The sequence below is a fragment of the Paenibacillus macquariensis genome (assembly GCF_900156375.1).
In the GTDB taxonomy this organism is placed as follows: Bacteria; Bacillota; Bacilli; order Paenibacillales; family Paenibacillaceae; genus Paenibacillus_AQ; species Paenibacillus_AQ macquariensis.
Genome location: NZ_FTNK01000021.1, coordinates 1 through 24,428, shown reverse-complemented (window position 1 = coordinate 24,428; position 24,428 = coordinate 1). Strand labels below are relative to the sequence as shown.

General features: G+C 40.0%; 22 protein-coding genes and 1 pseudogene. 7 read left to right on the top strand and 16 right to left on the bottom strand.

Annotation, left to right across the window (positions count from 1 at the left end):
- The first annotated feature begins 61 nt into the window (after positions 1-61).
- Complete coding sequence (locus tag BW961_RS24980; protein WP_068587425.1) at positions 62-931, top strand: helix-turn-helix domain-containing protein; 870 nt, start codon at positions 62-64, stop codon at positions 929-931.
- A 187-nt stretch (positions 932-1,118) separates the two neighbouring features.
- Here BW961_RS24980 and BW961_RS24975 read toward each other — a convergent pair whose 3' ends face one another.
- From BW961_RS24975 to BW961_RS24935, 8 genes are all read right to left on the bottom strand, one after another.
- Entirely contained in the window at positions 1,119-2,138 is a 1,020-nt protein-coding gene (locus BW961_RS24975) for an ABC transporter substrate-binding protein (RefSeq protein ID WP_068587424.1), read from the bottom strand.
- A gap of 71 nt (positions 2,139-2,209) precedes the next feature.
- Positions 2,210-3,193 (bottom strand): ABC transporter permease, encoded by a 984-nt coding sequence (locus BW961_RS24970; RefSeq protein ID WP_139331744.1) that lies wholly within the window; start codon positions 3,191-3,193, stop codon positions 2,210-2,212.
- A gap of 24 nt (positions 3,194-3,217) precedes the next feature.
- On the bottom strand, positions 3,218-4,750 hold the full coding sequence (locus BW961_RS24965) for a sugar ABC transporter ATP-binding protein (RefSeq protein ID WP_068587420.1): 1,533 nt from the start codon (positions 4,748-4,750) through the stop codon (positions 3,218-3,220).
- A 280-nt stretch (positions 4,751-5,030) separates the two neighbouring features.
- Positions 5,031-6,014 (bottom strand): substrate-binding domain-containing protein, encoded by a 984-nt coding sequence (locus BW961_RS24960; RefSeq protein WP_169810311.1) that lies wholly within the window; start codon positions 6,012-6,014, stop codon positions 5,031-5,033.
- Positions 6,015-6,033: 19 nt separating this feature from the next.
- Complete coding sequence (locus BW961_RS24955) at positions 6,034-7,794, bottom strand: cache domain-containing sensor histidine kinase (protein WP_068587416.1); 1,761 nt, start codon at positions 7,792-7,794, stop codon at positions 6,034-6,036.
- Positions 7,795-7,799: 5 nt separating this feature from the next.
- Positions 7,800-9,419, bottom strand: coding sequence for a response regulator transcription factor (locus BW961_RS24950; RefSeq protein ID WP_068587414.1), 1,620 nt, complete (start codon positions 9,417-9,419; stop codon positions 7,800-7,802).
- A 465-nt stretch (positions 9,420-9,884) separates the two neighbouring features.
- On the bottom strand, positions 9,885-10,880 hold the full coding sequence (locus BW961_RS24945; RefSeq protein WP_068587412.1) for an amidohydrolase family protein: 996 nt from the start codon (positions 10,878-10,880) through the stop codon (positions 9,885-9,887).
- Between the two features lie 366 nt (positions 10,881-11,246).
- Positions 11,247-12,119 (bottom strand): YitT family protein, encoded by an 873-nt coding sequence (locus tag BW961_RS24935; RefSeq protein ID WP_170878610.1) that lies wholly within the window; start codon positions 12,117-12,119, stop codon positions 11,247-11,249.
- A gap of 695 nt (positions 12,120-12,814) precedes the next feature.
- Between BW961_RS24935 and BW961_RS24930 the strand changes: the two are divergent.
- A pseudogene (locus BW961_RS24930) lies at positions 12,815-13,908 on the top strand (lactonase family protein).
- A 29-nt stretch (positions 13,909-13,937) separates the two neighbouring features.
- On the opposite strand, the gene BW961_RS24925 reads toward BW961_RS24930, so the two are convergent.
- The 6 genes from BW961_RS24925 to BW961_RS24900 form a co-directional block, all read right to left on the bottom strand.
- Positions 13,938-14,459, bottom strand: coding sequence for a GNAT family N-acetyltransferase (locus BW961_RS24925; RefSeq protein ID WP_068587410.1), 522 nt, complete (start codon positions 14,457-14,459; stop codon positions 13,938-13,940).
- A gap of 247 nt (positions 14,460-14,706) precedes the next feature.
- Entirely contained in the window at positions 14,707-15,690 is a 984-nt protein-coding gene (locus BW961_RS24920) for an ROK family protein (protein WP_068587408.1), read from the bottom strand.
- 121 nt (positions 15,691-15,811) lie between these two features.
- Positions 15,812-16,393, bottom strand: a complete 582-nt coding sequence (locus tag BW961_RS24915; RefSeq protein WP_068587405.1) for a GNAT family N-acetyltransferase — start codon at positions 16,391-16,393, stop codon at positions 15,812-15,814.
- Between the two features lie 283 nt (positions 16,394-16,676).
- Entirely contained in the window at positions 16,677-17,339 is a 663-nt protein-coding gene (locus tag BW961_RS24910; protein ID WP_068587403.1) for an MgtC/SapB family protein, read from the bottom strand.
- Between the two features lie 367 nt (positions 17,340-17,706).
- Positions 17,707-18,300: a YdeI/OmpD-associated family protein gene (locus BW961_RS24905; protein WP_068587400.1), complete on the bottom strand. Its 594-nt coding sequence runs from the start codon at positions 18,298-18,300 to the stop codon at positions 17,707-17,709.
- Positions 18,301-18,341: 41 nt separating this feature from the next.
- Positions 18,342-18,713, bottom strand: coding sequence for an iron chaperone (locus tag BW961_RS24900; protein WP_068587397.1), 372 nt, complete (start codon positions 18,711-18,713; stop codon positions 18,342-18,344).
- A gap of 196 nt (positions 18,714-18,909) precedes the next feature.
- Between BW961_RS24900 and BW961_RS31360 the strand changes: the two genes are divergently transcribed.
- The 3 genes from BW961_RS31360 to BW961_RS24885 all read left to right on the top strand — a co-directional run bounded on the left by BW961_RS31360 (position 18,910) and on the right by BW961_RS24885 (position 20,954).
- Positions 18,910-19,275 (top strand): S-layer homology domain-containing protein, encoded by a 366-nt coding sequence (locus BW961_RS31360; protein ID WP_068587396.1) that lies wholly within the window; start codon positions 18,910-18,912, stop codon positions 19,273-19,275.
- Between the two features lie 364 nt (positions 19,276-19,639).
- Positions 19,640-19,876: a hypothetical protein gene (locus BW961_RS24890; RefSeq protein WP_068587394.1), complete on the top strand. Its 237-nt coding sequence runs from the start codon at positions 19,640-19,642 to the stop codon at positions 19,874-19,876.
- A gap of 643 nt (positions 19,877-20,519) precedes the next feature.
- Positions 20,520-20,954 (top strand): SRPBCC family protein, encoded by a 435-nt coding sequence (locus BW961_RS24885; protein WP_076577023.1) that lies wholly within the window; start codon positions 20,520-20,522, stop codon positions 20,952-20,954.
- A 604-nt stretch (positions 20,955-21,558) separates the two neighbouring features.
- On the opposite strand, the gene BW961_RS24880 is transcribed toward BW961_RS24885, so the two are convergent.
- Positions 21,559-22,464, bottom strand: a complete 906-nt coding sequence (locus tag BW961_RS24880) for a VanZ family protein (RefSeq protein ID WP_068587389.1) — start codon at positions 22,462-22,464, stop codon at positions 21,559-21,561.
- Positions 22,465-22,639: 175 nt separating this feature from the next.
- On the opposite strand from BW961_RS24880, the gene BW961_RS24875 reads away from it, so the two are divergent.
- Positions 22,640-23,044, top strand: a complete 405-nt coding sequence (locus BW961_RS24875; protein WP_280175224.1) for a DUF4003 family protein — start codon at positions 22,640-22,642, stop codon at positions 23,042-23,044.
- A 244-nt stretch (positions 23,045-23,288) separates the two neighbouring features.
- Here the strand turns inward: BW961_RS24875 and BW961_RS24870 are convergent, their stop codons facing one another.
- Positions 23,289-23,894, bottom strand: coding sequence for a pentapeptide repeat-containing protein (locus BW961_RS24870; RefSeq protein ID WP_068587388.1), 606 nt, complete (start codon positions 23,892-23,894; stop codon positions 23,289-23,291).
- A 279-nt stretch (positions 23,895-24,173) separates the two neighbouring features.
- Here BW961_RS24870 and BW961_RS24865 point away from each other — a divergent pair.
- Positions 24,174-24,428 (top strand): HTH domain-containing protein (locus tag BW961_RS24865; protein WP_342190557.1); only part of this gene is annotated, 255 nt, incomplete at its 3' end.

The following is a 24,428-nucleotide window of genomic DNA, read 5'->3' as shown; positions in this document are numbered from 1 at the left end:
GGTCTTTGTGTGTGATGATTATTTTACTTGTATAAAATGACTGAATTTAAGGATGGCTACTATGAATCTATTTTCATTTGCTAATACGCACCCCATTGTCCCCTACATAAGAGAAAGTGATTTTGCAGTACGTTCTGCCTATTATCTCCCTTTCCGAAAACTCCTTGATTATTTGTTTATCTATATACAAAAGGGAGAACTAACGATCATTGCCGATGGAACCACATATGTGCTCGAAGAGGGGCAGTTCTGTTTGCTTCAACCTGGAACCGTACATGATTTGCAAGCTTTTACTCATAATACTACACCATTTGCCCATATGGACTTTTTCTTTCACGCTGATCGGGAGAAGAGCTTTCCGACAAAACCTGGACAAATCGATGTACATTCCTTCCAGCATTTGATGCAACCAAGGCTTAATGACTTCGAGGGTTTATCAATCCCGGTTTTGCTAGCACCGAGCAAGCCGTATCTTTACCGCAATTTGCTAATGGATATGATAGAAAGCTGGCTTGAACCGAATCCTTTATCTAAGCTAAAGGCGCAAGCAATAGCTTTACAACTCCTTCATCACATCATTCAAGACCATTATAATCCCGCCAATCTAAGATCAAGGCATCCTCATGATCTGGATTGGATCCCATCTTACTTTTCGTTTCACCTTGCAGAAACACTGAGCATAGAGGACTTAGCTAAGCGGACGAATCTTTCCACGTCTCGATTTCGGACGGTTTTCCGCGAGAGATATGGAGTTCCTCCACATCAGTTTCTAATTAATCTCAGGCTGGATCATGCTAAGGAACTACTGTCCTCTACTACATATTCGATTGCCAAAATAGCAGAGTTTTGCGGGTTTTCAGATGTCAGTCATTTCACAAATAGATTTCGCTCCAGTACGGGTCTATCTCCAGGAGTCTTTAGAGGAAAATAAACAGTGAAGTGGATCGTACCGAGCGTAACGACTAAATACCTAATCGGTTCATGGTTATCGTAGACGATGTCGCACTGGACCTATCCAGTCTGTCGCAGAAGCTACAGATAAGTCCAAAAAGCAGCCGTCCCATCTCAGGAACGGCTACCTTTTTTCTAACTCGCGATGATTGGTGCTAAAAACAAGCCTACTTGTAAATAACCGCTTTCACTTCATCACTCTCAATATTCGATTTATCATACCATACAAAACCACTATCGATGATAGGGGTAACCTTCTCGCCTTTTGCTGCAGCTACTGCTGCTTTCACCGTTTCATAGCCAATACCAACCGGATTTTGGGAAATGGCGCCCACCATTAGACCATTATTGATCGCATCAATTTGCGCTTGGCCGGAGTCATAGCCGATAACGGTAATTTTTCCTTCCGCTTTCATTTCTGTAACCGCATTAATAATACCGATAGCAGATCCTTCATTTGTACCGAAAAATCCTTTTAGCTTCGGATATGCCTGCATAATGGTTTTGGCTAGATCGGTCGACTTCAAGTGATCGCCGCCACCATATTGAATGTCGACAATTTTAATGTTCGGATATTTTTCTTTTATCCGGTTCATGAAACCTTCACTGCGATCAATCCCTGTGCGGCTCGTTTGATCATGACCAATAACCGCCACTTCTCCTTCTCCACCGATAAACTCTGCCATTTTGTCTGCCGCCATAGCAGCAGCAGCTATGTTATCCGTCGTAACTAGACTGACTGGAATATCACTTTCTACGCCGGAGTCGAAAGCAACAATAGGAATGCCTGCATCCTTCGCTTTTTGCAGATAAGGAATGGAAGCCTGACTGTCTAGTGCAGCAAAACCAATTGCACTTGGTGTTTTGTTCAAAGCTACTTGGAGCATTTCCAATTGCTTATCTACCTGCGATTCCGTTTCTGGACCTTCAAATGTAATTTCTACATCAAACTCGGTTGCTGCCTTCTCTGCACCCATCTTCACTGCTTGCCAAAATTGATGCTGAAACCCTTTGGAAATGATTGGGATGTACATTTTTTTGGCTATCGTGGGCTTCTCAGTAACTGCTCCTTTATTTTCAGGTGTCGCTGTAGGTGTCGTGTTGCCGCTACCGCCATTCGAACCACAAGCACTTAAAATCATTCCACAACCAAGTAGCATTACGAGCAAACCATTTTTCATTTTCATATCCAAATCCCCTTTTCAATTAAATAATAAATTCTGATCTATATCATTTCCATAGGAAATAATAACTTGGGTCAAGCTTTGCGGCGTCGCAAATTATCCACATAAACAGCCAACAAAATAACGAATCCAACAACAACCGTTTGCCATTCCTGCGGGACCGATAGAATACGGAGACCGTTTGTAAGCACGCTCATGATCAAAGCACCGATGACTGTACCAACAATCGTACCTTTGCCTCCGCTGAGCGAGGTGCCACCGATGATGACAGCTGCAATTGCTTCCAGTTCATAGCCCATGCCGAGCGAGGGCTGCGCCGAATTAAGACGAGAAGCCATCAGTATGCCGGCTAGCCCGGTGAATACTCCCGTGATCGTGTAAATAACTATCTTCCAGTTGCGTACATTGACCCCAGACAAACGTGTCGCTTCCTCATTGCTTCCGATTGCAAAGTTATATCGGCCAATTATAGTACGAGTAAGTAAAACGCTTCCAACAATCGCCGCAATAAAGAATATAAGCACTGCATTCGGAACTTCGAAGCCAGGAATCAGATCACCAAGCAGCGATCCCTGCGAAATCTCCATGAATACTGGGGATTTCGTAAAATAGATCGGCTTCGTCCCCGAAATGACGAGCGCAAGCCCTTTGGCGATCATCATCATTGCGAGCGTGGCGATAAAGGGGGGGATTCCAAATCGTGAAATCGCAATTCCTGAAATCAAGCCACATACCGCACCAGTGAGTAATCCGCCAATAATTCCGATATACACGGGAAGTCCCAACGTCGTAATAAAAACACCCGTCATAACCGAACAAAGAGTCATAACTGTACCGACCGATAAATCAATGCCTCCCGTTATAATTACAAATGTCGAACCGAGCGCAAGTACACCAATAACTGCAGTTGAGAGCAAAATTCCAACTATATTGGAAAAATGAAAAAAATTACTTGAAGCGATTGAAAAAAAGATAATTAGTAATATCAAACTGCCGAAAGCCAAAAACTGCTCTAGTGCTGATTTGAACGAAAATGCTGGTTTTTTTGCAGCTATCATTGCTTCTTTCATACTGAAATCCTCCTATTCCTCTCTCTCTGTCTTTGCTGAACTAGTCCGATTCGTAGCGCAGGCCATAATTTGCTCCTGTGTAATGTCATCGTCATTATTAAACTCTCCGGTAATTCTACCTTCGCACATCACGATAATTCTATGACTGATCCTCAAAATTTCGGGAAGTTCTGAGCTAATCATAATAATCGACTTGCCTTGTGCCACCAAACTTTCAAGTAATTTATAAATTTCGCTCTTTGCCCCGATGTCAATTCCTCGAGTAGGTTCATCGAAAATCAAAATATCGCAGTCCCTCGTCAGCCATTTACCTAGAATAACCTTCTGTTGATTTCCACCGGACAAAAATTTCAATTTTTGTCCAATACTCGGAGTTTTCACTGTCAGCTCCTCAACGATTTTTATCGAGGTTTCGGAAATTCGATTATTATTAATCCAACCTAAGCCTTTAGTGAAATCATTCATTGTGGCAAGTACAACATTCGTCTTCACATCCATATCGAGCAAACAACCTAAATGCTTCCTGTCCTCTGATAAATATCCGATGCCGTGCTTGACCGCTTGATGCGGACCTGTAATCTTCACTTTTTGGTCATGAATAAAAATTTCGCCAGCATCGATCTGATCAGCCCCAAAAATGGCCCGCGCCAATTCTGTTCTGCCTGCTCCAATCAAACCGGCGATTCCTAAAATTTCGCCTTTTTGGAGCGAAAAACTGATATCTTGGAGAGTATTCCTGCGCATCAGACCCTTTACCTGCAATACTGTCTCCGATTTGCCCCCCGTATTGCGTTCAGACTTCGCTGGTTGATAAATTTCCCTCCCGACCATCATTGCGATAATTCGGTCGATACTCACGTCAGCCGTCTGCATCGTGTTGATATAAACACCGTCCCGCATAACTGTAATCCGATCCGTAATCCGTTTTAATTCTGCCATTCTGTGGGAAATATAAACGATACCGACTCCTTTTAGCTTTAGCTGCTCGATCATTCTGAACAAGTCATCAATTTCAGAATCACTTAATGCAGCTGTCGGTTCGTCCATAATTAACACCTGTGATTCGTACGACATGGCTTTAATGATTTCCACCATTTGCTGCTTGGCCACCGTAAGCTCCGAGACCTTCATCGTTGGAGAAATATCCAAATTCATTTGCTTCAGCAGCAACTCCGTTTTTCGGTTCATTTCCTTATCATCTAGAAATAAGCGAATCGCCTTACGGGGCTCCCTGCCGATAAAAATATTTTGAGCGACAGTTAGATCCTGCGATAGATTCAGTTCCTGATGAATCATGCTGATCCCTAGCTTCTGTGCCGTAGCTGTATCGGTGATATCCACCTTCTTGCCCTTATAGAAAGTGCTTCCTTGGTCCTTCTGATACACGCCCGTCAGCACTTTCATCATGGTCGATTTGCCCGCGCCGTTTTCACCAACAAGTGCGTGTACTTCACCCGAACGCAATTCGAATTCACACTCCTTCAACGCATGAACGCCGGCAAAGTTTTTCACAATACCTTCCATCTTCACTAGCGGGTGCTCCATCATATCACCTCTTTTAAAAACTGTACTGCATGCTCTTAATGTAACTGTACAGCTTTGTTTGCTTCACTTACATGTAATTTTATCTTTTAAAAGTTGAATAATATCGTGAAAAAAAACATGCAAGATCATGATCCTGCATGCGTCTATTCAAACGTTACTTCCATCACATGATGGACAACCTTTCCAGCTGGGCATATTGTAAAAGCAGCCGCTCCCAAAATGGGACGGCTGCTTTTGTATTAACGTACTATGATTATCTGTTTAACCTCATATTTGCTCTTTAATCCCCAACAAAGGGGAACAAAAGCTTCTGATTCTCCTCTTCGTACATGTTTTGTTTTGTTATGAGTAGCGAGCCCGTATCGATAAGCTTGGAAACCTTAGTACCTTTGACAACCTCTACTGCCGTCTTAATACTGAGATAACCCATTTGAAAAGGTCTCTGGATTACGGTAGCTTTCATCAAACCTTCATCCAGTAACTTGATCTCGTTGAAAGAGCTGTCTAACCCGATCAGCTGCACCTTCCCTTTTAGTCCCAATTCCTGAATCGCTCTTCCGGCCCCAACAGTTGTCGGCTCGTTCAAACCGATAATTCCGAACAAATCGGCATGCGCTTGTAACATTTCCTTAGCTAATAAATAGGCGTTTTGCTCGGATCCTTCGCCATTGTATGTCCCTAGTACCTCGATTTCAGGATGATTCTCCATCACTTCAAGGATGCCTTTTTCCCTATCGATTTGAGAAGCGGCATTTTTAAAGTAGCTGATGATCGCTATTTTGGCCGGATGTTTAATCAAATTTATCATTGCTTTGCCCGCTTCTCTGCCGGCGTTGAAGTTGTCTGTGGCCACGACACTATCAGCAACGTCGGATTTAATCCCCGAATCGACGATAATAAGCTTAATGCCGCTTTTCTTTATTTTATCCGAAACGGGCACGATCCTCTCATAATCGGTCGCGGCTAATACGATCGCATCCGGTCGATTCTCTATCGCCTTTTCCACAAGGGAAATTTGATCGTCAACATCCGTTTCCGATGCCGTCCCCCATACTTGAACATTAACATTGAACTCTTGTGCGGCTTCGTGCACGCCATCGGTTAACACCTGCCAGAATTCGACCGATGTATCGATCGTTTTAAGTATTACTGTAACATCTATCTTCTTTTTCGCAGATAATCTGTTATATCCATAAGCAAAAACGACCGTCGTAATGAGAAGGAATGCAACTGCACTTATTAGCCACTTTCGGATTCCTTGCATGTCTCTCATCCTCCAATACTTAGCGTGATTTGGGAATACGAATATATACGGTTGTTCCGACGCCTAGAACGCTATGGTAGGTCAATCCGTATCTCTCCCCGTAATATAGCTTAAGCCGCTCATGAACATTTCGCACTCCGATCCCTCTTCCGCTCTCCATTACCGCCGTTGAAAGAAGAAGCGATTTCAATTTTTCCTCATCCATGCCATTTCCGTTATCTTCGATAATCACAATAATATCCGTTTGCGTCTCCTCGGAAGCGATTCGGATAAAACCAGGCCCCTGCTTCATCTTAATACCATGATAGATGGCATTCTCGATAAGGGGCTGCATTATGATTTTGATGATCCGATATTCCAGCACCAATTCGGATATTTCAATATGATAATCCAATTTATTTTTATAGCGCATCTTTTGGATCATCAAATAGTTCGTAATATGCTCGATTTCGGTTCTAATCGCAACCAACTCGTCGTTTTTGCTGATCGATGAACGAAACAGCTTGGCAAGTGCCGAGGTCATCAATACGACTTCCCGAGATTTGTTGCTCTCTGCCATCCACACAATGGAATCTAGCGTGTTATAAAGAAAATGCGGATTGATCTGGGCTTGCAGTGCGCTAATCTCGCTCTTGCGTTTCTGTTCCTGATCCGATACCGTTTGCGTCATCAGTTCTTTAATTTTGCCGACCATCATATTGAAGGCTCTTGCAAACCTCTGGATTTCTATCGTTTTGGAGACCGGCACGTGGATGTCGAAATTACCATTTTCCACTTCTTTCATATAGCCCTGCAATCGTTTAATTGGTTGGGTCACTCGCTGCGATAAGAACAGAGAAATAATAATTGCAATGATGATACAGATAGTTCCCAGAAAAACAATGGAAAGCAACACTTCATTCTGATTGTCGACCAATTCGTTCACGTAAGAAACTCCAACAATTTTCCAACCAAATTCGGAATCCTGAACCGTATACATACGACTGTTGCTACCTTGGCCGCTTATGAAAGTTCCGTTTCTGACTTCAAGAACTTTATCGATCACTTCTGATTTTAAATTACTGTATATCAATTGCTGCTGGGGGTGATAGACAATTTTGCCGTCTGAATCAATGATGAATAAATAACCCCTTTGACCGAGCCGAATATCCTTAAACATATCGTTCATAACGCTGAAATTCAAATCTACCAAAAATATGCCCAGTTTCTTATTACCGTCTTTACTAACCAGTTCTCGGCTTAGCGATACAACCCAAGGATACCGATCTTTAAAAATAGGCTGCACGTGTGAAGGGGATATAACGCTGTTCCCGTCATTGTTCTGTGCGTTCATATACCAATTCATACTTGTAATATCGACAAACGGATTTAATTCCAGTTCTTTACGACCGGACACGAACTGTCCTTGATAGCCAAATATGTTAGCAGAGCTAATATCCGTTCGAGATACTAGCATCGCCCCTAGCATGTCCGAGATTTTTTCCTTATAGTCCCTCTCCTCCTGTAAGCTATTAAACGTATTTGAAGACAAAAAATCTTGGACGGCATAGTTGCCAGCTACAAGATCGGACATTGACTTCATACCATTAATGTAGGATTTAATATTGTTGTTTACCTGTTTCACGAGCTCTGTCGTGTAAGTCTCCGCCGTGGACTTAACTGAATCCTTAGTCAAATAATAGGAAGTAACACTCATAATAATAATGGTCATCAAAATGAGAGAGACCGAGGAAAGTACCATGTTCGTCTGAATACTAGGCAATCGTGAAAAAAATTTCATCCGTATCACGCATTCCCTGTTATCATTTTTTGGCGATAATCTGTTGGCGTTTCTCCCGTATGCTTCTTGAACACGCCGCTGAAATAATGAGGATCGCTATAGCCGACGGCATACGCAATCTCGTAACTCCTCAAGGAGGATACGTTTAAAAGTTCCTTCGCTTTTTCCATACGCAGATGGGTTACGAATTCTATGAATGTTTTGCCGTTGGTTTGCTTAAATATGATGCTGAAGTAACTTGAGCTCATGGATACGTGATGGCACACGGACTTTAACGATAATTTCGAATCCATATAATGCTGCTTAATGTACTCTATCGCTTTCGTGACCTGAAACACACTTTGGTGTTCTCGCATGTTTTTGATGATCCCAACCACTTTGGTGCATTGATCCTTCATCCATAATTCAACTTCATTCAGCACGGTAAACCGAGTAATTTGAGTTATTGGAGTTTGGTTTTCTCCGAACACTTTTATGTAGTCAATGCCCATCGCATAAAGCGTGTGCATAATCGTCAATACGATTCGTTGAAGGTACATTTGACAAATATCAAGTGGAAACACATGTTTTCGGAACGTAATGAAGAGTTGATCGATCCATTCGTCCATCTCTTTCGGTGTTCCAGTTTTCAATTTGGTCATCAACTCGCTTTCCCAATCAAGCACCGATAACAATTCTGGCCGCTTGTGTTGCTCTATATCCGATATACAAATTATTCGGTTGGTACCGATCACAAAGCGATAATCCAATGCCGCTAATGCTGATTGATGAAATCGCGGAACTTTGTCAGCCAAATTGCAGACATGTCCGATGCCTATCGATAGTTTAACAGGTAAATAATTGGTGATCGTGCTGTGAATTTCATCGGCCACCTGCGAGGATAGATCATTCAATTCATCCGCATTTACACTTGAGATTAATACAAGTACCCGATTTTCCCGATCCCTGAAAATGAGCGTATCTGAGCGTTCAGCTATAACTTCCTGGGTAATGTTATATACGGCAAAACGGATAAGTTCCTCGTCGGACAAAGTCGAAGGCTGGCCCAATACAAACTCGTCCACATCTATGGCCAGTTCGATCACGAAGGATCCATTCCACTCAATATCAAAATAACTGAAGCCTTCTTTCATTTGTTTCCCTGTCATTGGTGAGGTCGCCAATCGTTCTAAAAAACGTTCTTTTAACAGAGGTAGACTCTCTGCCAATTGACGTTTCAACTGCTCATAATCTTGTATCTGTCCTCTTTCGCCGTCCAACTTATGGCGCACTTTACTTATCACCGTCTCAAGCTCTGCTGCCGTAATCGGTTTTAATATAAAGTCGACGACTTGCAATTTCAAAGCCTGCTGCGCAAAATCGAATTCATCGTACCCTGTAAAAATGATAACCCTCACCTGCGGATAACGAATGGAAAGTTCACGTGTCAGCTCGATGCCGTTCATGAACGGCATCCCAATATCGGTCAATACGACGTCAGGCGTATGACGGTCAATAAGGGTAAGCGCTTCCAATCCGTTCTCGCAAGTGCTAATGCATTCAAAGCCAAGCCTTTCCCAGTCCATCTGATCTTGTATCGCTTCCCGAACCAATGCTTCGTCGTCGACAATCAACAACTTATACATGAGATCCCCTCCTTGTTATTTAATGAATCACGGTTTTTGATTATCCAATTTGAGGTATTAACATATTGAAATAATAGATCGCCCTTTGTGTAAAATCGTATGCACCACATAACGAATTGAAAGAGGTGAATTCATGGAAAAGTTTACCACATCAAAAAAACTAGTTCAAACACTTCTTAATGAAGAAGGATGTGAAGAAGATCGGATCCTGAACTGGTGAAATGGATTAGTACCCGTAAACTTGATATTTAATTGATACGATCATAGGGCTGCAGCCAGCGGAAATTGGAACGGAAATTAAGTAGCCGTTTCCCATTACTGTGCATTGTTACTCGTGGGCTGGATTTGTACCTGGGCGTAACGAATCTGAAGGAAAGAGAAAAGCTGCTAAAAAAGCCGCCGAGATGGCGACTTATTCGGGATTTCTTAATATAGATTTCATTTGGAATTTTGTATTTGATCCGTCTATAATTTCAGTAGTTTTTCTGCATTTATATGAGTTATCTTTTCTTTATCCAGACTACTAATTGGGGCATTTTCTATAAAAGCTCGAGCCTCATCATTCTTAATAAAAGGGTAATCTACAGAATACATAATCCGATCTGCACCCATAATCTGCATGTTCATCATCAGTTGTGGAAGACTCCACATACCGCTTGGCGTCACGTACATTTGGCTCGTAAAATACTCAGATACACTACGCTCTAGATGTTTGGCCGCTCCAGATAAAGTTGAGTCCATTCTGTCCAAAAATGGAGGAATCATTTCTCCCCAATGGCCTAGAATAATTTGCAAATTAGGATACTCATCAAAAACTCCACCAAGAATCATACGCATTGCATGAATGCCTGTTTCGGCATGCCATCCAAAACCTGATGTAGCAAACCGAGTGCTGACAATCGGGTCAAAACCGCCATAATAAGATTCCTGTATTCCCTTCGATATTAATGAAGGATGTAAAAAGAGTGGAACATCCAGTGCAGATGCCGCTTCAAGAATAGGACGAAACTTCACGTGATCAAGAAACAAACCATCAGTACATCCGTTTATCATAAACCCTTTGAAATTTAGCTGACGAACTGCTCTTTCTAATTCGATTGCCGCCTGTTCTGGCGCAGCAGTTGGTAACATGGCGAATCCAACAAAACGATCAGGATGTGCTTTTATGGAATCAGCCAAATAATCGTTAGCTTCTTTTGCGAAATAAATAGCTTCAGATGGAGGAAGGATCTGTGCTCCCGGAGCTGAATACGACAGACACTGAATGTCGATTCCATTCGCATCCATATTCGCTAGGCGCAGGTTCTCCATATCGATCAGCTCTTCCGAATTGGGAGAGCCTCCTAGTCCATTATTACCATAAGCTTCATAGAAATGAGGTGACAATTTTTTGACCTGTTTTTGAATATCAGCATTTAGTGCAGGATTTGTAAAATGTTCTTCAAGCGCAATAATTTTCAATTTTAAACACCAACCAGTCCATTAATGTATGTATCTCTTTCGTTGTAGTTACTTCTTAAGTATACGATGTGATAAGGCAAATTGGGAAATTTGTATTTTTTAACGTTATCTATTATTTTAACCGTGATAGGGAATATCGAAGTTACGTCTGCTGATATGGAACCCAACAATCTCGTTATTCCACATATCCTTAATAGCCGATAGGTAAATCTTCTTATCGAATACACGATATTGTGTAACCTCCGTTACCCACTAAGAATCATTAGCTTGTCTCTACAGTCTTCTATTAAAGGTAAACAAATAACGCGCTGGCGAGAGAATAGTTATCTTCTCTACCTACGCGTTATTTTGTAATTTATTGATTAATTAATGAATATTATGCTTTTTGAAATTACCGCCCTTAACTTCTGCTACATCATATACTACAACAAAGGCATTAGGATCAATTTCATGAATGATTTCTTTTATTTTGCTTTCTTCCAGACGGTTAATGACACAAGTGATTTCTTTGAATTGTTCATTTGAGTAGCCGCCGTAAGCATCTGTATAAGTTGATCCACGACCTAATCGGTCACGAATCGTTTCTACCATGATTTCGGGTTGATTTGTGATGATTTTAAATGTTTTAGATCCGCTCAAACCTTCTTCAACAATATGAATTACTTTAGAAGCAATATAATATGCGAGTGCTGATAGAATCGCCCCTTGTAGACCAAATACTGTTGAAACAACTATAAAAACAAACATGTTTAAGAATAAGATTAGATCACTCGTACCAAAAGGTAATTTACGTGAAAGTAGTACCGCTAACATATCGATCCCATCTATTGCTCCACCATTACGCAATGCTAACCCCATACCAAAACCGATGATAATCCCACCAACAACGGTAATTAACAATGTATCACCTTGAATAATCGTTGGTACATTGTGCATAAAAACAGTACCAACTGCTAGTGATGCAATACCGATAACGGAATAAATAGCAAAACTTTTACCAATTTGCTTATATCCTAGCCAAATAAAAGGGATGTTAATTACGCCAATTAGCAACCCTAACGGTAATCCAAACAATTTTGATCCAACGATACTTAGGCCTGTCACACCACCGTCTGAGACGTTGTTAGGTATTAATACTGCTTCTAGACCATATGCAGCTATAAGAGCCCCAATAATAATTAATAATACTCTTGAAAATATCTTTAGTTTATTTGATTTTTGTTGTCTCTTTCCATTCATTAAGTTTCCCCGTTTCAAATAAATTCTTCTTATCATTAAAAGTAAAAACCCTCCGAAAGTGCTTTCTTTCGGTATATAATGGATCACTTGGACAAGAACTGATAAAAAACAGTCTATAACATTTATCACTGTTTTGGCAAATTGAGTCACATCATCCATATAGGATAAAAACATATTCCTATCTAGGTTTTTACGTATAGATAAAAAAGAACCACACAAGTTTTACTAACTTACCAGTGTGGTTCTCATCTATTTCTTTCACCAATATACTTTGTTTGGCCCACATGAAATTGATCCAGCTTAATCTCAGCAGGTAAGCGCTCCGCCCCCACACTAAAAGTAAGCTCTCCACTTCATTTCGTTGTTGTCTTTATAGTTCAGACCTTTTTCCTGGTAAGGGTTGTTCAAATGTACTTTGTACTTACCATTGAACTGTCCATGGTCACCCTAAATCAAAAAAATCGTAATTTTCATATATTTTTGAATCAAATGACCGTCTCGTAAACCACATCGAGTCCAGTACATCCTAATTCCACTCCTCCTGATCGGTTTTCCAACACAAACCTGACCTTAGAACAATGCCCCCACAGACTTACAGCGGGGGCATTGTTCTAAGGTCAGATGAATAATATTAAACGATAGCATAATCAATCATATGCGGAGCAAAGAACTACTCAAAGGAGGGAAGTCATAAAATGTCGACATCAAATCGAACAAACATGGTTTACATTATGACCAATATGGAAGTAATGAACGAAGTCATTGCTTTTTACCGGAACTGAATGGAATACTTACCTTTATGGGTTCATACCCCACGTATGGAAATGGTACTGGTACAAGGAAAGTCTCATCTGTAACAGCAAACGATGGCATCGATCCCCTTGTGTCACAAGGATCACTTTCTATATCTCGTGATGGTCGTTTCTTATTTGCAGTGAATGCAGGCAGTAATAGTATCAGTAGTTTCATCATTACCGACAGCGGAGGACTTGTTCTTGCCGATGTGAAGCCATCGGAAGGTGCTCAGCCAAATAGCGTAAGTGAATTCGGTAATCTTCTTTATGTTTCAAATGTTGGTAATGCCGGCAATAACTTCGCATCCAATATCACTGGTTTTCACATTGAGAATAACGGACGTCTTACTTATATTCCGGGTTCCTCCCATTCTCTAAGTACGATCAACGCTCAGCCTGCGCAGGTTTTATTCACACCAGATGGCAGTAAAATCGTTGTATCTGAGTTTACTACTGACCGACTAAGTGTATTCCGTGTTAATAAAAATGGCACGGTTACAGGACCAATCATTAATGATTCTAATGGCACTAGGCCGTTAGGATCTTATTTCCTATCCTCAGGAATCCTTTTAGTTACAGAAGTAGCTTCAAGCGCGCTGTCATCATATTCTATGAGTGACAACGGGATACTTGATGTTATCAGTGGTTCTGTACCGAACGGCCAGAAGACAGCATGCTGGGTTACAACTACGAGGAATGAACGTTTTGCATATACCTCGAATACCTTAAGTGGTACAATATCCACCTTCCGAATAGAAGACAATGGAAAACTAACGGTTCTCGGGCATATTACGAGTACTCCAGTTGGCACACCTACAGGTATACCAATAGATTCTGGAGTCAGTAAAGATGGTCGCAATTTATACACCCTGAATGGTAATCAGGGCACAGTCTCAGTATTTAAAATCAAAGATGATGGTAGTTTAGTCAGTTTACAGGTTGCTACTTCAACCCACTACCCGTATTTTGGATCGCAAGGTTTAGCTGTTCTTTGATTCTGATTGGTTCATATCAAGTTAATAATCTACTTTTCAAAAAATTCTTTAGCATATTGTACAACGCCATGGACATCTGAAAGACCACCATCAATAAGCTCAACTGCCATATAACTATCTTCAGAAACTTCGAATGGTGCTTCTATACCATATTGACTGGCTTTTTTATAACCGAACTTCGGATAATACTTATCATGACCCAAAACAATGGAACCCTTATATCCAAGCTGTGCCGCGATTTTGTGGCCTTCCTTAATCAGTAGCTTCCCTATGCTCTTGCTTTGCATTTCTGGTAATACAGCAACAGGTGCAAGAGCAATCAGAGTTTGATCACCCACTTTTATTTCTGTAAAAAGAATATGACCCACGATTTTGTCTTCGTATTCAGCTACAAGAGACAACTCCGGAATATACTCCGTCGAATTCCTAAGCCTATTTACCAAATTATGCTCATCATGGTCTGAATAGTCAGCATCTTCAAATGCTTTTTGTACTACATGGTAGACTTCGTTAACGTCTTCTATTTTTTCTTGTCTAATTATTATATTCATTGGTTTAACCTCGCTCATCATGCGAAACGTAGTTTTATTTATAAGCATCTCATTTCTATTCGTTTATAATATTTTATAATCATCTATGTATAGACGAACGCCTATATTCAATTATACTGCCCGTTAATTCAAGAGCAAGTACGTAGTTTCGTCCCGATGCGACAGAAAAAGACCAACAATTAACATGTTGACCGACTTCAGTAATTCCTTATTCAACTATCGTGTCCCGTTAGTTGAATAGTCCATACTAATAACCTATATCCAACTGATGCTTTGCATAAGCCGCTGCCCCTATCATACCTGACCGTCCACCAAGTTGTGCAGTCACCACACTGCAAGCATTTGAAGACAATTTAAGCGCATGATTACGGATGGTTTCGCGGACGGTATGTAGGAGTCTGTCTCCAGCGGCTGATACACCACCACCAATAATTATTAATTCAGGATTAAATAAGTTGACTACATTTGCAAGACCAAACCCTAGAATTTCACCAGTTTCGTGCATGACCTCTATAGCCAATGAGTCGTTCAAGTCATAGGCGTCCGAGATCATTTTCGCATTGATCCGGCTCGGGTCGCCTTCAACCCAGGTCTGAATAATACTCTGCTCTCCGCTTTCCAACTTTTCAACACAGGTACGTACCATGCCTATGGCAGACACATATCTACCCAAACAACCCGAACTACCACATCTGCATGGTCGACCCTCCCTGTACATGTTCATATGCCCAATTTCTCCGATGCTGGAAGTAGTACCATATAGGACCTTTCCATCCACCACAATCCCAGATCCCAATCCAGTTCCAATGGTAACTAGCACTAAGTTTTTAAATCCTTTTCCAGCTCCAAAATACAACTCTCCGTAAAGATTTACCCGGACATCGTTGTCGATAAAAACTGGGAATGAAAAGTCTTTATTCATCTCCTGGACAACGTGGATATTTTCCCACCCTGGAAAGTTAGGTGAGAATATAGAAAGCCCTTCCTTGGGATTGAGCAATCCGGGAATACCTAATCCCATACACAATACATTTTCGTTGGTAATATGATGAAGCTGCATCATCTCACGGATAATGTTTTTAATTGTTTTTATCACATGATCAGGACCTTCGAAAGCGTATGTGGGATCGCTTCTTTCGGTTACAACTTGTAAATTCTCATCTAGGATTGCTGATTTGATATTTGTTCCACCTAGGTCAATGCCAATAATATAGTTCGGTGAATGATTCATTATAAATCCCCTTTTTTTGCTTTGTCGATTTATACAATTCTAGTTAGTAGTTAAACTATCCTGCCCGTTAGCGGAACTAATTGCTGCCACGTGGCACCCCTGTTAGTTTACCGTTATTCAACTATCTCTTACTAAGTTTGTAATAATTATATTGTCTACTTTCAATCTCAATATTGTATTGAAATTCAAAACCACATTTTTGTATCACTTTATTCGATGGGACGTTACGTATCTGAGCTATAGCGATGAGTTCCTCGACATTGGTGTTTTCAAATAAATACTTAATTAAACCTTCCGCAGCTTGGGTCGTGTAACCCTTGTTTGTATGGTGTTTTGAGATTCCATAAAAAATCTCTCTATTTGGTGGGGGCAACTTATCCAATATTCCTGTACAACACCAGCCGATAAATTCACCTGACTCTTTGGATATGATACCCAATCGCAAACGAAGTTGTCCAATATCTCCATCTTTTGAAACAGCATTTAAAAACCCTTTGTTCTCTGGTATTTCATAATTCTTTATCCAGTCTTCACGTTGTTCCCTTGATACGTTCCAATCAATCAAAAATTCATATATTTCAGGTTGCCAGGTAATGTCTTGTAGGTCGTCCAAATCCTCAATTATGTATTCTCTTAAAATAATATCCTTGCAGTCAATCTTAAACACGTTTTCTTCCGAAGTGGAATGAGTATTTGAGCTCATCAATTTATCTCCCTAATACATATTTCGTAGATTGCACTACCACGTATTATAATAACAAACTGTAAGAGGTCATGGCTGGTAAAGATTAATTATAGCTAAACATAACTGCTCGTTAGTTTAATGAATTATGGTTAAAAGCGGGATTATAATCTATACCTATCCCCTCTTAGGACCAACAAAAAAAGCTGATCTTCAACAAGATCAACACTTAGTGTTATTTTATCCATTTTTTTATTCATTCTGGCATAAACCATCGGCATCTCAGAAGGACCTGTAACAACCACTAATGAACCTCGATAGCTTTGATGAAGGAAAAGTCTTGAATGAGCGGTAATAAGTGCTCAACTCCTAAAGCCTTGGGTAACCTGATTGTAATCTCCATGAGTATATCTGAAGTTCCCTTATCTTTTTCCACATGAAAATTTAAAAGGGTAATATCTTTTTCCTTAAGCATTTTTTGAATATAACCCACAGCTCCGGGTTCGTCGATTAAACGGATCGCCAAATGCTCGGTCTTGGGAGCGGATATCCAGCCAAAACGACTGTGCAACAGCATTTGAGCCGCAAGGATAAGCGCAGTAACCCCTATGCCGATTACATAAAGGCCGGAGCCGATTGCCATACCTATACCCGCCGTTGTCCACATCCCTGCCGCTGTAGTTAGTCCTTTTATCGTTTGCCGCTGCATAAAGATCATCCCTGCTCCAAGAAAACCGACTCCGCTAACGACTTGAGCGGCTATCCGGGACGGATCGAGCGCAATATTTTTCTCGCCCAGAATGTCTTGAAAACCATATTTGGAAACCACCATCATCATGGATGCTCCGATAGCTATAACAAAATGAGTTCGAATACCCGCTTCCTTCATACGGCTTTTACGTTCGTACCCGATAATCAGCCCGCAAATGCCGGCTAAAATAATACGCAGCAAGTAATGATATTGCATTAAGACTCACCTCCTGTTCGTATTTCTCATCAATCTAGACTATCACTGACATCTCTCAAATCTATTCAGATAACTTCACTTTAGCACTTAAAATCATATTGTAACTAGGTGTAACAACCATCGCTAGACCTCCGTAAGTCTCCTTAAATTGGGGACTTAATCCGTACTATTGGCAGATTAAATAAAATTTCTTGCTTAAATTTATTATTCTCCCGTGTCTTTTCTAAATTTGTTCTACACGATCTTGAAACTCCCCTGCTTGTTACTTCAATGAAATAAGCAGGCACCGCAGCGCCTGCTCATTAATATATCATTGAAATAGAGTTTCCCCGTTAAAGCAACAATATTACCAACTCAACCAATAATTTCACTTTATTCGATCTATTGCATCTAAGTAATCTAGAAGGCGTCCATTATCATGCCATTGACCGTACATTTTGTTTTCTTTAGTGTTTGTTATCAACTTGTCTAATCTGCTCTTAAATAAGACTGGCTGATTTTTATTGCTTTGTATCGTGTCGATCCGAACTCTTTTATAAAGAGCTGGAAATGCCATGAAATTCTCATATACTTGCTTTTCTTCTTTTAGCCTTTGCTCAATAACCCTGTCTATTTTAAAAGAATCGTGGCCCATATCAGGAAGCACCTTTCTTCCATCGTCACTCATTAACCCCATCTTTTCGAGGCGGCGGACACGTTCTTTATTCAATTCAGTCCATGAACTCCCTTTACTTCTGGGAGACAGTCTCTGCGCCAGTTGGGTTTCAGATATTTTCTTTTTGACTCCATCGATCCATCCAAAGCATAATGATTCTTCGACCGCGTCCAAATATAACAGCGTATCGGGGTTCGGCGTCATACTAACTACTACCCAACAAAATTTTTCGAACTTACAATTCCCCTGTAACCAAACCCTCAAATCATCTCTCGATTGTACTGTAATTAAATTTTCAATTTCCATAGATAAAATACATTCTCCTTTCTAGGTATTGAGAGTCATTTTTATTTCCTCCAAAAAGTTGAACAGTCTGCCTTATCCAAAATATTAAACTTGATCATTTTCTCAAGTAATGAGAAATCAACCGGACTATCCCACTGGATACGCACCAACTGTTTGGTGTGATCATAGCCAGCCTGCACAATTTCTTCAGAAAAATGATTAATCCCTGCAATTTCAGGGGCAACAGCCAAATGATGTTTGGCCACGCTAAAGCCAATAATATATGTGTCGTGATCGGTGAACATAGGCTGATTCCACGCAATTTTTGGCTTTAAATTTGTAAATTTCCTAGTTATCCAAGCCAAAACTTCTTCCGTTCGGTCCCGATGTTGTGGGTTATCAATATGCGCTAAATATTCTGCAAAAACTTCCATGTCGTACTCTCCTATTCAGCCATAGTTTTTTTACTTCTTCTTCAATTCCGACAAAATTCCGCAGACTCTTTTTTAGGTTCAACTTTTTCTATATGCATAATCGGTTTGTAAACTAACCTCATTGTGTGTATAGATAATCATATCCAACGGGGTGAAACGGTGCAACTTTTTTAAAAACAGTAAATCGTTTTAAATTGTGGATCAATTCGGAATAATCAAAAAAGATGTAGAACTGCCTACAACGGGTCCAGACAGTAATCCTCAACCTACTGTGTCTCTAAAAGACATTTCAGGACACTGGGGTGAGAGCGCTATTAAATCCGGATTTGATGCAGGATACATTACCATGGTTCGGGCAGCAAAACTTGGGGTAAATACAAAAGCATCACTTTCCTTCTCCGATAAGAACTCCATCCCGGCGTGGGCTGTACCTTATGTCGCGACTGCCGTCAAAGAAGGACTTGTGAACGGTGTTGGTCAGAACCGATTTGCTCCTCAACAAGTTGCAACCCGTGCTGAAGCAGCAGCCTTTATCGCTAAACTGTTAAATGTAAAAAACTAACTTCGTTTTTCAACAATTATTCTATCAAAAAGACCTCGCTCTCAATTGTTTATGAGAGCAAGGTCTTTCTTTATATTTGGTGTTCTCTCTCTTATAGTTGATAACCGAAAAAAGAAAACCTCTCACTGAATAGTAGTTTAATTCTAACCTCTTCTCTCTTTACTACCTCATCTACAGATATCAAAAGTTTCCTTTTCAAACATCAAGGCTATACTACCTGGTTTGATTATGCGCGAATATTTGTTCTTTATTGAAGTGTAAAGAGCATGTTTTCACAAAAACGAAATAACAGTCGTAAATTGCAGCTATCGGTCAGTCCAAAAATCTATCCAAAAGCAAGCGGCGACAGGAAGAAGCTGAACAGTTGTCTATTATTGGCAATACGATGCAATCCATAGCTAATGCGGCACAGGCTGAATTGACCGCAGAGCTTTGGGAAACCACAGTTAACAAGGATTCCAACGATTTAACGGTTGTAGGTAACCTCCTTCAATCCTTAGGAAATGCGTTACAAGTTATTGCAGCAGTTAACGCCAAAGCAAACGGTAATAGGAACGCAAGCCGTAGCAAAAAAAGAAAGCCCTACAAGACCAAAGGTTAATTAGCTCAACTTCACGAGTAATGAGTACCCTTTTTAAAGGATACTTTTAAAAAAGACTAGGCAATTTGAAGAAGATGATTTCTTTATTATACAGGAGTCATCTTCTTTTAGATTCCATTGATTATTAATCATTGGAAAATATTTAATGATTTGACTACATCATTGAACTTTTGAACAAACTTTGGATATATACATATTCTCTATAATCTTCATTTCTTCCGTTGAATCATCTATTTGATCTAACGTCCCATCTAATTTTCTCACACTGTCGTAGAAACTAGAGTATGTTGTAGCGATTGTATCTTTTGAACCAAACATATTAAAATTCTGATTAATAATACAAACTAATAGTACAAAATTAAGTAAAATGGAGATCAACATAATTGTATTTGAGTAACTTTTTTTTCATATTTATTTCTCCTCAATATGATATGAACATGCTTCTTTTCAAGATTAAATAGATCTAATAGGATTGAGTACAATTACTTGGGAATATATATTTAATATGTAGAATAAGTTCAGAAATTATTACACATTACTGCCCGTTTGTACCTATAGGAAGCCCCTCCGCTTTCGTTATCCGTCAGTACAATGATATAATCAATCATGAAAATAAATTCACTACAGTGAGGCGGTAATCATCATGGAAACAGGTGATAAAGTAACAATAACGGTAGAAACCATAGTTCATGCACCCGTTGAAAAAGTGTGGGGATATTGGACAGAACCACAGCATATAACGAAATGGTCTTTTGCTTCTGATGAATGGCATGCTCCTAATGCTGAAAATGATTTAAGAATTGGCGGGAGTTTTCTTACAAGAATGGAAGCTAAGGATGGTAGCTTTGGATTTGATTTTGGTGGTGTTTATGATGAAGTGAGAATAAACGAGTTTATTTCTTACACTATTGGAGATGGAAGAAAAGTTGCGATTACTTTTATTAGCCAAGAAAACGACACAAAGGTAATTGAAACTTTTGAAGCAGAATCCACCAATCCCATTGATATGCAAAAAGCAGGCTTTCAGGCGATTCTAGACAATTTTAAAAAATATAGTGAACTTTCTAAAGAAGATTAGGATGAAAACATTAATTTAACCCTTCCTTCCGGAAGGGTTTTTTAAGTTAACAAAATTAAGTTTAGAGACTAAACGCCTGGAGATTAAAATACCAGACCGTTAACGGCGAACCGTAACCACAAATAAAACACAGTTTGCGTTAAACTGCTCATTGTTTGATTCAACTATCGTTACCCGTTAGTTTAACCTTTTAGTCCTTCTTATAGATAACGTTAGGAAGGTAATTATAAAAATAATAATTATCCAGGATATTAAGAGTCCTAATCCCATCCAAAATCCTTTTTCAAAAATACTTATAACAAATTTAGGCGAAGAAATAAATTTAACTATGATTAATACAAAAAAGATAACTAAAGAGTAGATAGATGCCAACTTCAAGGTTTTCATCATGTAAGACCCCATTCTTTTATCATAGATAATTGTTCATGTTAATACTTGTGAATACTGCCCGTTAACGTAACAAAGGACTGCCATTAGACAGCCCTTTTGGTATTAAACTATCCTGACATTCCACACGGCTTAAGGACTGAAGGTCCGGGTGGCTCTGCCACTTAGCCGGTTGGATGTGTCGCCTGATTCCACATCATAAACATCTGCTAGTTCTTCACTCCCACCAATGCTTCATCTCACTGAATCCAACGTCCCAAAGCTTAGCGTTCCCGGAAACTATAATCGTAATTTCATTTATCTTCTCAAAATGCCGATCCAAAGCCTCTGCCTCTTGATAATATTGGTCATTTAACTGAGCTATTCTTTGCCCATCTACGATTATTTCAACTTCACCCTTGTCGGGAAAACCGTAATAGGAATGAAACCAGACATCTTTTTTGTTCCCAAGGATATAGTTGTATTCTTTGATTGGTTCACTTTCACTGCTATACACGTTCATTTTAGGCTCTATTCTCTTACCTGCTACAGTGAAACTTGGAAGGTTCTCAGTCATAGGCGTACTTCCTGTAATTTCTTTCACATCAGTTAATGCTTGAATAGGACCTTCTCTTTTCTCTAGAACGTAATGGATGGTTTCAGAGATCGCTATGATTCCAATAAGAAGTACACCCATAGATAGAACCGAAACAATAAGCTTTTTATAAGAGATCTTTGAAGCAAATCCAACTCTATACATAACAAATCCAATCGCTGCACCTAATGTATTGGATATTACATCATCTACATCAAAGGAACCAAGATAGGTTAAAGCTTGCAGTGTTTCCAAAACGAGAATCGCCAAGATAAAGAAGGTTATAAACTTCCCAAAGCGTATACGATACAATAGGGGAATGAGTACACCAAAAGGGATAAAAGCAGCAATATTTCCAAAGGCAAATATCCATGAGAAGGTTAGTTTTGGAAATAGAAGCGGAACTCCCTCTGGAACAAGCATAAATGTGTATCCATTTTCACTGGCTGCATGATCTACTCTATTAAAAGCAAAGAACATAAAATATAAGACAACAATTGTGTATAAGATGGTTCCTACAAAGAGGGTCTTTCGTAATTTCACTTCCATAATATCTCCTTTAATATAGGTTGAATTTACATTGCTAACACTACGGATCCTTAGTCTCACTTAATACCCCACTACCCACAATCTCTCCCTCATGTTGCGATAAATTTAGTATATCTGCCCAAAATGACTTTCAAGTGACTTTTAAGTGACATTCTAGTCACTTAACCTGACACAAGTGCTGGTTCTTGGGGAGGAAGCCTTAGAAACGGTGGCCCGTGTACTTGCATTACGCGATGAATTCCGTACACGTGGCATCCGGCTGGACAAGGAATATACCCTTTCCTCGCTTGGTGTGCTATCGTTGCTCCCCTGCAACAAAGATACAATCGTTACTGATGTCTCGGAGACATACGAATTTTTACGTACCAAAAAAGGCTTCGGCAACTGGTCCATTGCAAAGCAGGAGTTGTTGCTGCTGTCGGCTGCGTTGGTAGCCTTCAAAAATGTGGATGATGTCCGAAACGGCATTTTAACCACGATGCTCTCTACCAGCATTACCAATATTGTAATTGCGCAGCAGACTGCCATTGCCGTTGCTGCGGCTTCGTCAGCTGCCGCTGCAGATTCCTCTTCGAATTGACTGTGAGGGAAGACATGGGATGCTATGCGTCCATTTTTTTAATAAGGGCGGGAGGAAATAAAAATAGACTATCCAATAAAGAGCGGCAGTCCATTTCCAAAAAGTAAAATCTACCTCTCAATTTACCATTAAACGCTTTAAATAGTAACGCGATAAATCATATTGAATGCCAAGCAGACCAGTTAAGGGAATCCCCTCTACTGACCTGCTTGTTTGTTGATCCATTGTAGGCATAGAATGATCATTAATTCACCTTGGCTCCATGAGAAATCGCTAACAATACAGTCTGCTCTCTATCCATTCTCATCCCTGAAACGTTGAATGTTTTAAAATCTACGCCTTCTAGTTTAGCCCCTCTCACATCAGTACCCTGTAGCTGTGCCTTTCCTAGTATTGCCATTGTCAGATCGGAATCTCTTAAATCAGCTTTTTCTAAATTACTTCCTGATAAATCTGCTTCAAAGAATTTAATTCCACGTAAGTCCTGCTTAACTAATCTGGCATGTCTTAAATTTGTATATGACCAATCGCCTTGATAAATGGTGATCCCGTCCATATTTGATCCAGAGAAATCCGAACCTGTCATTTTGCATATTTCAAATTTCGAAACAAAAAGATTTGCTCCGTTAAAGTTACAATTCACAAATGCCGTTTCTTTATGAATGGAGCCATTTAGCAATGCTCCGCGAAAATCACACTCGATGAATCGGCAGTTGGTGGTGTTAATCTCCTCTAGTGATCCGTTAGCAAATGAGCATCGATTAAATGTACAACCAACTAGATCGCTATACCTTAAATCTTGTGTACCAAAGTTTATTTCCGTAAAATCCTGATTGCTATGCTGAAACATTAAATGCCTCCTAAGTAGAGTTTGTTAGACTTCCGACTCTTTCCTCGTGAAATCACTTTTTTTAATATACCACACGGGTGTCAAGTACCTGCATGAACTCAACTGAAAGTCAATCTAGATATTTTTTTATACAACATGATGTGAAACCTGAATCTGTAAAAAAGGACCGCCGAGAATGTAATGAACTGTGACCCGTAAGATGGAAACTTTGAAAAAAGTGACCCTCTTGCGGGTCATTTGTGTTTTAATCGAATTATCTAAAAAAGCGGAGGTCAATTTATGAACAAAGCGAGAGGAACTTCAAAGATATTTAATGAACATGAGATCAAGCAATTGGAGGTAAATCCCCATGTTCAGAATGTCAGGGAGAAGACCATTACGTATTCACCCACATTTAAGCTGGCCGCAGTGAAAGCCTACGAGAAGGGACAGACTCCAATGGAGATCTTTCTTGAAGCTGGATTTGACTTGGATTTCATTGGTCGTGACAAGCCAAAGCATTGTCTAAATCGTTGGCGTAATACGTACACTGCT